Genomic DNA, 12,711 nt, shown 5'->3' with positions numbered 1-12,711 from the left:
CGTGGCAAAGGTACAAATTAAATCTGAGAAAATCACTCCTTTTGGAGGAATATTTCACGTGAGGGAGCATTTTTCCCGTTTTGTGGGTCCGGTAATCGACAAAGTCCTGGGACTTCGGTGCACGTCGTTCGGCTATCAAAGCGCGAGGTTGTGGAGTTCTATAACCTCAGAGGCGGCAAAGAACACATCTTCGATGACATGAACAATGGCTTCGGATGGGCAAGGCTGCCAAAGTCCTTCATGGCAGAAAACACTGTGTTCCTGCTGCTGACAGCACTCATACGCAACTTCTATAAATTCATCATGGCGAGGCTTGACGTGAAGAGGTTCGGACTAAAGAAAACCAGCCGCATCAAAGCCTTCGTATTCAAGTTCATCAGCGTGCCAGCCAAGTGGATAAGGACGGCAAGGCACTATCAGCTGAACATCTACACGGACAACAAATTATATCAGAACCCTTTTGCATTCACTGATGGCTAAGAAACCGAATTCGCGGGTAAACGGCAGCATAAAGTCCCTGTAATGCTTGACGGGGTAAGGGGAAGCTGGGCATGACCCATGCATAATCACGTCTGTAGTGGCAAGAATATCGTCAGATGGAGAAGCGAACTGCAAAATTAGTCGGCATCAATATTAGTTGCGGATTTTAGGGGAAAAAAGTTGTAACTTTGCAGCCGAAACAATGGAAAAAAGTTGCAGATATGCTTAAAAGAAAGATAATAGACAGGCTCGAAAAGTGGTATCAGTCAGGATATTACAAAGCCCCACTGGTGTTCGGCGAAAGACACTACCTCCCATTGTATATGGCATCATTGATATAGGCAAAGTTTTTGGAAACGCAACGTTTTACGTTGTTTTTCCAAAAACTTTGCAAATCCCTTCATACATCGTATTTGCAAATTACTTTATATCAGTGATTTGCAAGTTAAACGGTAGAAAAGTGGTGACGTGAATTCTGAATAGATTGAAAAAGACGAAGATTTAACACATTTAACTTTTGTAAACTACAAAAAAATGGATAAATACGGCATTTTGCAAATCATAATACAAATTCCTTGTCTTTGAGTTTATAATACTTCAACGCACGAACCATCAAACACTCACAATCCTTTTTCCATTGTTCTTTACCACATAATTCATCAACATTTGATTCTTCAGAAAAACGTCCGTCCTTACATACTCTGTACATTGGACATATATCTCCATCGATTTTTTGTAATCTGCGAAAGATTAGTTCGAATCCTGCAAGAGTAGCAGTCTCAAGATACGGATGCCCGGTTTCATTATTATTTGGCAAATATGTCATTTCTGGTGTCTCTATATATGGCAAGCCGTATGCATTTACTAGTGTCATGAATTGTCTTCTGTCTTTTATATCACCTGTATATAGCCACATTAGATAGTAGTGCACATACTCATGCACAAAAATGCTATATTTCCTATCGTCACTTAACCCCTCTTCAGTAAAATCAATATGTTCATTCAGAACCATATGTAGATGGTCTGTCTCATATCTGCCATTCTGTTCTCCTTCAAATAAAGTCATGCTAATAGAATTGAGCTAAATCAAATCAGTGACTAACAGAAATTATAACCCACTTACCATCATTATCCTTGCCTTCATGTTTCAAAGCACCAAACTTCTGCAAAGTAGAAAGGTCGCGCTCGATGGTGCGTTGGCTCACCGACAAAGTCTCCGACATTTGTTTGCCAGTGATTGTTGGAGACTCTTTGATGAGATTAAGAATTTTCCGCTGACGCTCAGTGAGTTTCGTCTCCGACATATCTCCGTCAGAGTCTCCGACATTCTGTGTGTCGGAGGTGGCAAAGATTATGGTTTGGAATTGAGTGGGAGTAGATTTGAAAAGAATCATCGGGGACAGGTTCATCGACCCTAAAGAGTGAACCAATGTACCTGTCCCCATGACCCTTCTTGAAAATGGTTTGGTGAAAATATCCGATGCAGTTGTTGTTGGTCTTGTCAACCTGACGAAGACATTCTGACTCAATGGTTTGCTGCAAGTCCTGTCCGTATATTTTTGAGTCGAACGTAAGTTTTATTGGGTCGATGAGATTCTTGTTGAACGACTTCAGGTCAATACTGCGGCGGTATTGCATCATTGTCGATTCAACGTGCTCATATATGTCTGCGTCGGAAATGAAACCTAAATTGTAATTTTTCATATTATATCTTCTTTTTACTTCAAAATGTTTTATGACAGTTGTCACAACCCTTTATCTCGTCTTCTGCCAAGCCTGTCATCTCACGCCCCTTTTCCTCGCCGTATCAAGCGAGTTCTTTAGGGTGCGGTAAGTCTTGAGGCTGTCCTCTTTCCCTTCAGCTCGACGGGCGTGAACTTAGCTATCCCCGCTATTTCTTCCCCCTCAATCCCATTCATGCCTTGAATATTTTACTTGCCGAGATGCAGCTTTTCTTATGCAAAGTTAGTAATTTTATTGTTACGTTCCAAGAAAAAGGCGGGAAAAAGTGGGAATATGATGATTTTTTTTTCAAAACCAAGAAAATGCAGGTGAAAGGGGCTCGATAGTAGCATTAAGGGAATTGAGTCAAAAAGACAAAATTTGCAACAGTATTACAGTATTACAGTTTTATTTTAAAGGGTATGCTTTTCCCCTAATTTTATCTTATATTATATATATATTTATATATATAATATAAAGTTTTTTTTCAAAAAAAAGGGATGCCTTAAAATAAAACTGTAATACTGTAATACTGTTGCTGTGTTGCTGTATTTTTAGGTTTGTTAACATACAGTATTACAGTATTACAGTTTGATTTTAAACCCACAAAATCTCTCTAACTAAGGAAAAATATTTACGTGGTTGGAGAAATATTTCGGGGTAGTTAGAAATAGTATAATACACTCTGTGTATTATAAAAAATGTTAAAGAAAAGAAGGAAGTTAAGTAAACACTTGCAAAATCGAGAAAAATGTTGTACCTTTGCAAACGTAAAAGAAAATCGGAAGCGCGCCCGAGGAATCCTGGCAGAAAGAGTTCTTTCACTTATTGCAACCATTAATATTTCAGCGGCTCACGCAGCATGCCCACCTCCAATCTGCGTCGGCGGCGGACTAAAGGCAGGCACGGGATTACTGCAGATGGCGGCAGACCAGAGGCCATCACAAGCTCATTGTCAACGACGCCATCCGTGAGGCGAGTGGACCGTCATGTGCTTGTCGTGCTTCATGTGCTTGTTGTGCTTCATGCGGAGATGCTGCTTGACATGCTTCATGCACTTCTTGCAGTGACATGGCTTATGTGGGCCATCGCGGTGAGTCACCACCACTACATCTACACCCTTGTCGTGACGCGGATTCACATTGTTCTTTCCACTGACTGTTACCACTACTGTGAGCATCATAACCAAAGTCAAAATAATCTTCTTCATAATCGTAAAGTATTAAAACGTTAAACAATAAATTTTTCTGCTGCAAAGTTACGGCTTTTCTCCTTACGTCGCAAAAGATTTACCCTAAAGGCCGGGAGGGAAATCTATATTGTAAGAAGGAAATTCCCCGAAGCTATGGTAAAGAAAAGGGATCCGCGAGGCCGTAACAGCTTTGTAACGAAATAGTAGCGAAGGCTTAAAATGATTGTAGCGGCGGTGTAATCTACTGTCTGTACCTTTGCACCCGAAAACAAAACAACATTTTTTGAAAACGAATGAAGACAGTAAAAAGACTTTTCGCCACAACAGTTGTGGCCATCGCTACAGCCTCTGCCGCATGGGCCATTGAGGCTACAGAGGAATCGAGTTTCGGAATCATCAGCGGTCAGGTGACCGACGCCGAACGACACACCCTGCCGGGTGCCACCATCCAGATTGAAAGCCTGCACACGGGCGTGACAGCTGACATCAACGGATTCTACAAACTGCCGAATCTCAAACCCGGAGCCTACACGCTGAAAGTGACTTACGTGGGATATAATCCAATATATAAAAAGGTGAACATCACCGACACGAAGAAGGTGATCGTGGAAGATATAGTGATGAGCGAAGGCGTCGAACTCTCGGAAGTGAACGTAAAAGGTGCCTTCACAGGACAACGACGAGCCCTGCAGATGCAAAAAGAGGCTATGGGCGTGACCAACGTGGTCAGTGCCGACCAGGTAGGCAAATTCCCCGACTCAAACATCGGCGACGCGCTGAAACGCATCAACGGCATCAACGTCCAGTACGACCAGGGCGAGGCACGCTTCGGACAGGTGCGTGGAACGAGCGCCGACCTCACCTCAGTGACTGTCAACGGCAACCGTCTGCCTTCTGCTGAGGGCGACACACGCAACGTACAACTCGACCTCATACCTGCCGACATGGTGCAGACCATCGAGGTGTCGAAGGTGGTGACGTCTGACATGGACGGCGATGCCATCGGCGGAGCTATCAACCTCGTCACGAAAAACACGCCCTTCCGTCGCGTGCTGAACTTCACGGGCTCTACAGGCTACACGTGGATCTCGGGCAAGCCACAGTGGAATATCGGCGCCACATGGGGCGATCGCTTCTTCGACGATAAGTTTGGCGTCATGGCAAGTGCATCGTACCAGTATGCCCCAGGCGGATCAGACAACACCGAGTTTGAATATGTGGAGAAGAAAGGCGAGGTACAGCTCAAGGAGGCACAGGTAAGACAGTATTACGTCACACGCGAGCGACAGAGCTACTCGCTTGCCCTCGACTATCAGTTCAACCCCATGCACAAGATTTCGTTCAAAGGCATCTACAACCGACGCAACGACTGGGAGAACCGATACCGCATCAGCTATAAGAAACTCAACTCTGAGGCCAAGGACCAGAGCGTGGTGCTGCAGACGAAGGCGGGAGATGACGACAACAAGAGCGCACGACTGGAACGCCAGCAGACCATGGACTTCACCCTCGACGGAGAGCACAACTTCGGCCGTCTGAAGATTGACTGGGCGTCGAGCTACTCGCGTGCCACCGAGGACCGCCCCAACGAGCGTTATATAGGTCTGAAGCTCAAAGGCAGCTCCGACCTTGACTTCGGCAAGTCGTTTGTCGATGTGGGCATGCGCCAGCCTTATTCCACTCTCGCCATCCCCTCTTTCAGCGAGGCGAAATGGAAGATAGACGAGTTTACCAACTCAGACCAGGCCATAAAGGAAAACGAACTTAAGGAACGCATCAACTTCACCTTGCCGCTGTCTAAAGGCCTTTATGGCAACACCGTGAAGTTCGGTTATAAATATACACGCAAGGAGAAAGAGCGTAACACCGAATATTATGACTATTCAGACGCTGCAGACAAATACATTCCCGACTGGAAAGACAATCTCGTCAACGAGGTGCGCGAGGGATTCATGCCTGGAAGCCAATATCCTATCGGAACACAGTTTGTGAGCAAGGACTACATGGGACGCATAGACTTTAACAAGGCTGACGGCGCTGAACTCTACGAGGAGGAAGCGGGAAACTATAAGGCGACGGAACAGATCCACGCTGGCTACCTCAGATTCGACCAAAAGCTCGGCGAGAGACTCGACGCTACCGTCGGACTGCGCATCGAAAACACCAGACTCAAGACCAGCGGCGTGAACTATATCATGGACGAGGACGAGAAGGAAAGCCTGAAGCCTACAGGCGTGTATAAGAACGACTACACCAATCTCTTGCCAAGCCTGCTGCTGAAATACAAGACCAGCGACGACGGAAGCATTAGGGCATCGCTGACCAAGACACTCTCACGTCCGAAATACTCTGCTCTCGTGGCTAACAAGAGCTTCAACCTCGCCGACCAAGAAGCCACCATCGGCGACCCGAACATTAAGCCTACCACATCGTGGAACATCGACCTCTCGTTCGACCATTACTTCAAGAGCATCGGAATGGTGAGTCTCGGACTCTTCTATAAAGACGTGAAAAACGTGAATATTGAAACTCTCGGATATTACAATGGCGAAGAGCTGGGTCTTGCAGGTAACAAAGAGGTATTCGAAGTAACACAGAACATGAATGCATACGATGCACGCGTATATGGAGTGGAAGCAGCCTTACAACGCGACTTCGGATTCATCACTCCGGCTCTGAGATGCCTCGGATTCTACGGCAACTACACATACACACATTCCACCACACGCAATTACAACTCACGTTTGGGCATCACCGACGGCGACGACGTGAAGATGGCCGGTTCGCCAGAGCACACCGCCAATGCCTCGCTCTACTTCGAGGACAAGGGATGGAACATACGTCTGTCATACAACTTCGCCTCGTCGTTTATCGACCAGATGAACACCGGAAGCCGCGAGCTCGACCGCTACTACGACAATGTTAACTATCTCGACATCAACGCTTCTTACACCTGGGGCAAGAAGACTAAGTTTACCGTTTTCGCCGAGGCCAACAACCTGCTCAACCAGCCTCTGCGTTACTATCAGGGACAGAAAGACCGCACCATGCAGGTGGAATACTACGGGGTGAAGGTCAATGCAGGAGTAAAGATAAACTTATAACAGTTGAACAAAAAAAACATAAGTCATGGATACAGTAATGATAGAAATAAGACGTGCCGAGAGAAACTTCTGGGCTATACTTGCCGCCATTGCCCTCTCGCTACTCTTCGCCGCGTCAGCAGGCGCACAGACGCCATGCGAATGGAAGACTCTAAAGGGCGACATCAATCTCTTCGTAGCCAACGACCTTGGTCGTAACGGCTATTACGACCAGAAGCCCATAGCCGAACTAATGGGCAAGATGGCAGACGAGATTGGTCCGGAGGCTGTCGTTGCCATTGGCGACATTCATCACTTCGACGGAGTGGCATCGGTCAACGACCCGCTGTGGATGACCAACTACGAACTCATCTACTCACACCCCGAACTGATGATCAGCTGGTTTCCGGTGCTCGGCAATCATGAATATCGCGGCAACACGCAAGCCGTGCTCGACTATTCGAAGGTGAGCCGCCGTTGGCAGATTGAAAACAGATATTACTCTAAGACATTTGCCGACGACAAAACGGGGGCTACACTCCGCATAGTGTTTCTCGACACCACTCCGCTCATCGACGGCTACCGACAGTCGAAGCGTTATCCCGATGTGGGAAAACAAGTCGTGGACGAGCAGCTGCAATGGCTTGACACTACACTGAAAGAAGCTAAGGAAGACTGGATAGTGGTCGTAGGACATCATCCCATCTATGCCGAGACAAAGAAAGACATAGTGGAACAAAAAGACATGCAACGCCGACTTCTACCAATTCTACATAAATACAACAACGTCTCGATGTATGTCTGCGGCCACATCCACAACTTCCAGCACATACGCAAAAATGGCGATACCATCGACTACGTGGTCAACTCTGCCGGCTCTCTCTCGCGCAAGGTAAAGCCCACCGACGGCACTGTGTTCTGCTCGCCTTCAACGGGTTTCTCGGTGATCAGCGCCACCAAAGAGAGCCTCTCGCTCTATATGATAGACAATCATGGTGTGGCGATACATCAGGTAAAAATCGATTGATTTTTTCTGAATTTCACTCGCGAGACTTAAACAAATAATAATGTCTCTTCTCATCTGCCATTTTCTCTATGGCATAGCGCAGCGAGGTGCGGTGCATCTCATGGGCATGGTCGTCGAGATAGCCTTCAAGAGTGGTCATGTCGCGTTTGCCCACCTCGCGCAGCATCCACCCCACGGCCTTGTGTATCAGGTCGTGGGGATGATGCATAAGTATTGTGGCGAGATGCAGGCAGTCGTCGTATTGGTCGGCACGAATCAGCATCCAGCAAGTCACCATGGCTATGCGCTGTTCCCATAGGCAGGGACTTGCAGCAAGACGGTAGAGCACCTCGCGGTCGGGCATGGTGCCGTCGGCTTGCGGATAGAGCAGCCACGGTCCGAGAATCTTCGGACACGACATATCCACGAGGTCCCAGTTGTTGGCGCTGCGGGCATGGTTAAGATAGAAACGTGCTATCTCCCCACGCCTTTCGGCATTCACCGTAGGCACCTGACGTGCCTTGGGCAGGGCGGCCTTCATCTCCTCCACAAGGAGCAGAAGACCACAGAGTCTCACCTCGTGCCACTCTGACGCTAAAAGGACTTCAATCTCTTCGAGTGGCACCTTCAGCCTGGCTTCCTTCACCACGAGGCGAGTGTCGGGCACCTTGATGCCAATAAACTGGTCACCCTCGCCATATTCGCCTTTTCCGGTCTTGAAAAATCGCATGAGGTTGGCTCTCTGCATCTCGTCGCCCATGGAGAGCAGAGTGGAAATGATGTCGTCAGCTTTTACTTTCATAACTTTTAAAGATGGGGAAAATGATATAAACTTCGAGGATGCAAAATTACAACTATTATCTGAAAGAATGTGTTTTTTGCCAAAATATTAACTAATTTTCCATAAACAAGTACTGAGAATATGCACAATAGGACGCCATCACACTAATATTTAAAAGGAAAAGTTTGGAGGAATAGATTATTATTTGTAATTTTGCACACGGATTTACACATTATATATATATTATGAAGATATTCGCCATAGGTATGAACTACCTGCAACATACAGCCGAACTCGACGGTTCGGCATATAAGCCCGAAGCGCCAGTGATATTCACCAAGGCTGACTCGGCGCTACTTAAAGACCACAAGCCATTTTTCATTCCCGACTGGTCGAAACAAGTGGACTACGAGACTGAGATCGTGATACGCATCTGCCGTCTCGGCAAAGGTATTCCCGAACGTTTCGCCCACAGATATTACGATGCCGTGACCCTCGGCATCGACTTCACCGCACGCGACATACAGAAAGAGATGAGGGCAAAAGGCATGCCGTGGGACTTGTTTAAGGGCTTCGACGGTTCGGCTGCCATAGGCGAATGGATACCAAAGGAGAAATTTCTCAACCTCCAGGCGCTGCATTTCCATCTCGACATCAACGGACACACCGTGCAGCAGGGCATGACGAGCGACATGGTGTTTAAGATCGACGAAATAGTGAGCTACATAAGCCGCTTCTTCACTCTCAAGACGGGCGACATCATCTATACCGGCACACCGGCAGGAATAGGTCCTGTGCATATCGACGACCATCTTGAGGGATATATAGAAGAACGCAAGGTGCTGGAATTCAACTGCAAATAACATGACTCGAAGATTTGTTTCCGTCATCATCCTCTCGCTCGTCTGCATGTTTTCTTTCAGTCAGACGATCAGAAATCTTACCGCGCAAGAGGTAAGGATAGATGACGCATTGCCCATGGTGAGCCAAGTGTTTGACATAGACGATGTTGATGGCGACTACTATGTGACGATAGACTATCCCACATTTTTCAACATGACATCGTCAGACATCAGAAGGCTAAAGAGGATAACCTCCGACACCTTTCCTGCCTCACCCGAGATCATCATCAGCAAGGGCGTGGAAAAGAAAAAAGCAAAGTTGAGAGCGTCGTTCATCCCTGTGGTCTATCGCGACGGACAATGGAAGAAGATAGTCAGCTACCAACTGACGCTCCACAGACGGCCGTCGATGCGCGCCAAGACCCGCGCTGGCGAGGAGTCGTTGCGCTACGCCTCACATTCGCTGCTCAGTAGCGGCAAGTGGGCGAAGATAAGGGTGGCGGAAACGGGCGTTCACGAACTGACGGAGACCGTGATCCGAAAGGCGGGATTCAAAGACCTCTCGCGTGTGGCTATCTACGGCTATGGCGGCAACCTTCAGCCTGAGGTGCTTACAGACAGTTATCTGAGGGAGAACGACGACTTGAAGGAGGTGCCATCGTGTGTGGCAGGAGGCAAACGTCTGTTCTTTGCCCGCGGACCAGTCAGCTGGAACGAGGCTGGACGCATACGTAACCCTTACTCTGACTACGGTTATTACTTCATCACCGAGCGTGACACGGCTGTGGCCACGCTCGCCGAGGATGAGTTTATAGACACTTTCCACCCCGCTCCCGAAGAGAAGAATGTGCTTTACGAGGTGGACGACTACGCCTGGTATCAGGGCGGCCGTAACCTGTATGAGGAAGCCACGATAGGCAGTGGAAACACGCGGCAGTTCTTGCTTAACTCCTGCGCCAAAGAGTCAGGAACGGTGGTATTGAACTTGTCGGCCGACAGGGCTGTGTCGCTCGACGTATCACTCAACGGCAAGATGATTGGCTCCATTTCGTTCTCAAAACCTGGCGAATATGAAGAGGCAAAGATAAGCGGAAAGACATTTCTCGTTGACCTTACGGGAAAAGACACTTTGACCATAAAACAGAACGCCGACGGAAACGTACGCCTCGACTATCTTGCCCTGATGCCCTACAACGACGCCGAACGACCTCAGCTCACCTCGTCTGACTGGAAGGTAGCGGAATATGTGGGACCGATAGCCAACCAAGACCTGCACGCCGACCACGGCATCGACATGGTCATCGTCATGCCCGAAGGACTGAAATGGCTCAGCGAGGCACAACGGCTGAAAGCCTTCCACGAGGAGCACGACGCACTGAGAGTGAAGATAGTGGCGCAGAACGAGATATGGAACGAGTTCTCCAGCGGCACGCCTGACGCCACTGCCCTCAGACGATATATGAAGATGCTTTACGACCGCGCCTCAACCGAGGCCGAAATGCCTAAGTATTTGCTTCTCTTCGGCGACGGGGCATTCGACAACCGCATGAAGACATCGATGTGGAAGAATGCTGACCCGAAGAACTTCATCCTCTGTTTTGAAAGCGAAAACTCGGTGAGCCACGTTGAGAGCTTCGTCACCGACGACTACTATGCCTTGCTCGACGACAACGAGGCGCTGAAAACCGGGACACAATATACGGGTCTGCCCGACGTGGCCGTAGGACGACTCTCGGCACGCTCGGCTACAGAGGCGAAAATCCTTGTGGACAAGATCCTGCACTACGTGAACGACTCAGAGACAGGTACGTGGAGGAACACCGCGGTATTTATGGGCGACGACGGCAACGGCAACCTGCACATGAACGACGCCGAAAAGGCGGCACAACTGTTCGTCAGCCTGCAACCGTCTATCGACGTGAAGAAAGTGATGTGGGACGCTTATCCTATGGTCACCACTTCTACGGGCGACGGATATCCTGAGGTGACAAAGCTGCTGAGACAATACATGCAGAACGGAGCTCTTCTCATGAATTACAGCGGACACGGACGCGCCGACTGCATATCGCACGAGATGGTGCTTAAACTCAGTGACTTCAGTTCCATAAAGACTTCGCGACTGCCTATGTGGTTTACTGCCTCGTGCGATATCATGCCTTTCGACTCGCAAGAGGACAACATCGGCGAGACGGCCATGAGCTATGCCGACGGAGGGTCGATAGCTTTCCTCGGCACCACACGCACCGTCTATGCCGACCGCAACAGCACCATCAACCGCGCCACGATAAAAAATCTCTTCACCAAGGGCACGGACAATAAGATGCCTACCATAGGCGAGGCGGTGAGAAAGGCAAAGGTGGAACTGGGTACCGTATCGCCGCCAGGCACAACGTCTGAAGGCAAACTGCAAGACCTCTCGATCAACAAACTTCAGTACGTGCTGCTCGGCGATCCAGCCATACGTCTTCACACTCCCGAACTGACCGTCGTGGCAGACACCATCAACGGAGTACCGACAGCCGGCGACAACCTCATCACGCTGAAGGCGGGACAGACGGTGAAGGTGGCAGGACACATTTCTGACGGCAACAGACAGCTCAACGACTTCAACGGCACGATGACTGCTACCGTGAAGGGAGCGGAAGAGACCATCGTCTGCCGACTGAACAACACCAGTTCCGACGGTGCTGAGACGGCATTCTCGTATGTTGACCGCACAAACGTCTTCTTCCGCGGCACAAACAGCGTCAGCGCCGGACGTTTCAACTTCGAATTCATCGTGCCAAAAGACATCGTATATAGCGACGAACCAGGACAGATACTCCTTTATGCAGCCTCCACCGACGGACGCCAGGCAAACGGACAGACCACCGACGTGGCGTTTACGGGCACGGCGCTCGACGCCAACGACAACATAGGCCCCGCGGTGTTCTGCTATCTTAACTCTGCGGCATTCACCAACGGCGACATAGTGTCGCCATCGCCCTATTTCATTGCCGAGATCAACGACGAGAGCGGCATCAACACCTCGGCAGCAGGCATTGGACACGACATGACCCTTACCATAGACGACAGCGAAAGCTATACACTCAACGACTATTTCTACTTCGACTTCGGCAGCTATAAGAGCGGCACCGTAGGTTTCCAGATACCATCACTGGCCGACGGCGAGCATAAGCTGACGTTCCGCGTATGGGACATCTACAACAACTCGACCGTGTCGATGCTGCAGTTCAGGGTTGACAAAAACGCTGCGCCAAAGGTGTTTGACATCGACTGTACGAACAATCCAGCTTCCACTTCCACCACGTTCCGCATCACTCACGACTGCATAGGAAGCGACGTTGACATGACGGTAGAGATATACGACATGTCGGGACGCAAGCTATGGACAAGACGACTGCAGGAAACGCCATCGTCAAACGTGATCTCACTCGACTGGGATCTCACCATGTCGGGTGGCGGCAGATTAGGCAACGGCGTGTATCTCTACAGGGTCAGAATGATAACAAAGGGCGGAGAACTGAAGACAAAGGCAAAAAAACTCATCATCCTAAGCAATAAATAAGCATGAGATTACGTTTATAACAATATAAACAAACAGA

9 protein-coding genes and 1 pseudogene are annotated in these 12,711 nt (G+C 48.8%); 5 read left to right on the top strand and 5 right to left on the bottom strand.

What is annotated here, in order from left to right; translation table 11 throughout:
• Window positions 1–135: 135 nt before the first annotated feature.
• Window positions 136–480, top strand: a pseudogene (locus tag CIK99_RS00450) (transposase); the annotation flags it as partial.
• A gap of 559 nt (window positions 481–1,039) precedes the next feature.
• Here CIK99_RS00450 and CIK99_RS00445 read toward each other — a convergent pair.
• The 4 genes from CIK99_RS00445 to CIK99_RS00430 all read right to left on the bottom strand — a co-directional run bounded on the left by CIK99_RS00445 (window position 1,040) and on the right by CIK99_RS00430 (window position 3,412).
• A complete protein-coding gene (locus CIK99_RS00445; protein ID WP_094378645.1) occupies window positions 1,040–1,546 on the bottom strand; it encodes a hypothetical protein in 507 nt (168 codons plus the stop codon).
• Window positions 1,547–1,571: 25 nt separating this feature from the next.
• Window positions 1,572–1,784, bottom strand: a complete 213-nt coding sequence (locus CIK99_RS00440; protein WP_254047666.1) for an HTH domain-containing protein — start codon at window positions 1,782–1,784, stop codon at window positions 1,572–1,574.
• Window positions 1,785–1,791: 7 nt separating this feature from the next.
• Window positions 1,792–2,184, bottom strand: coding sequence for an Eco47II family restriction endonuclease (locus CIK99_RS00435; protein ID WP_094378643.1), 393 nt, complete (start codon window positions 2,182–2,184; stop codon window positions 1,792–1,794).
• 973 nt (window positions 2,185–3,157) lie between these two features.
• A complete protein-coding gene (locus CIK99_RS00430) occupies window positions 3,158–3,412 on the bottom strand; it encodes a hypothetical protein (protein WP_094378641.1) in 255 nt (84 codons plus the stop codon).
• 275 nt (window positions 3,413–3,687) lie between these two features.
• Between CIK99_RS00430 and CIK99_RS00425 the strand changes: the two genes are divergently transcribed.
• Together CIK99_RS00425 and CIK99_RS00420 are read left to right on the top strand one after the other, a co-directional pair.
• Complete coding sequence (locus CIK99_RS00425; RefSeq protein WP_094378639.1) at window positions 3,688–6,498, top strand: TonB-dependent receptor; 2,811 nt, start codon at window positions 3,688–3,690, stop codon at window positions 6,496–6,498.
• A 25-nt stretch (window positions 6,499–6,523) separates the two neighbouring features.
• Entirely contained in the window at window positions 6,524–7,504 is a 981-nt protein-coding gene (locus CIK99_RS00420; RefSeq protein ID WP_254047665.1) for a metallophosphoesterase, read from the top strand.
• A 13-nt stretch (window positions 7,505–7,517) separates the two neighbouring features.
• On the opposite strand, the gene CIK99_RS00415 is transcribed toward CIK99_RS00420, so the two are convergent.
• Window positions 7,518–8,285, bottom strand: coding sequence for a DNA alkylation repair protein (locus tag CIK99_RS00415; protein WP_094378634.1), 768 nt, complete (start codon window positions 8,283–8,285; stop codon window positions 7,518–7,520).
• Between the two features lie 224 nt (window positions 8,286–8,509).
• Here CIK99_RS00415 and CIK99_RS00410 point away from each other — a divergent pair, with 224 nt between their 5' ends.
• Entirely contained in the window at window positions 8,510–9,127 is a 618-nt protein-coding gene (locus CIK99_RS00410) for a fumarylacetoacetate hydrolase family protein (RefSeq protein ID WP_094378631.1), read from the top strand.
• A gap of 1 nt (window position 9,128) precedes the next feature.
• Entirely contained in the window at window positions 9,129–12,674 is a 3,546-nt protein-coding gene (gene porU, locus CIK99_RS00405; RefSeq protein ID WP_094378629.1) for a type IX secretion system sortase PorU, read from the top strand.
• The last annotated feature ends 37 nt before the right edge of the window (window positions 12,675–12,711 follow it).

The organism is Prevotella sp. P5-92 (assembly GCF_002251245.1).
In the GTDB taxonomy this organism is placed as follows: Bacteria; Bacteroidota; Bacteroidia; order Bacteroidales; family Bacteroidaceae; genus Prevotella.
The sequence above is the reverse complement of the archived record's forward strand: the minus strand, read 5'-3'. Positions and strand labels throughout refer to the sequence as shown.

Coding starts and splice junctions, on each gene's coding strand:
- CIK99_RS00445 (WP_094378645.1), bottom strand. CDS start 1,546: ATGACTTTATTTGAAGGAGAACAGAATGGCAGATATGAGACAGACCAT.
- CIK99_RS00440 (WP_254047666.1), bottom strand. CDS start 1,784: ATGTCGGAGACGAAACTCACTGAGCGTCAGCGGAAAATTCTTAATCTC.
- CIK99_RS00435 (WP_094378643.1), bottom strand. CDS start 2,184: ATGAAAAATTACAATTTAGGTTTCATTTCCGACGCAGACATATATGAG.
- CIK99_RS00430 (WP_094378641.1), bottom strand. CDS start 3,412: ATGAAGAAGATTATTTTGACTTTGGTTATGATGCTCACAGTAGTGGTA.
- CIK99_RS00425 (WP_094378639.1), top strand. CDS start 3,688: ATGAAGACAGTAAAAAGACTTTTCGCCACAACAGTTGTGGCCATCGCT.
- CIK99_RS00420 (WP_254047665.1), top strand. CDS start 6,524: ATGGATACAGTAATGATAGAAATAAGACGTGCCGAGAGAAACTTCTGG.
- CIK99_RS00415 (WP_094378634.1), bottom strand. CDS start 8,285: ATGAAAGTAAAAGCTGACGACATCATTTCCACTCTGCTCTCCATGGGC.
- CIK99_RS00410 (WP_094378631.1), top strand. CDS start 8,510: ATGAAGATATTCGCCATAGGTATGAACTACCTGCAACATACAGCCGAA.
- porU (WP_094378629.1), top strand. CDS start 9,129: ATGACTCGAAGATTTGTTTCCGTCATCATCCTCTCGCTCGTCTGCATG.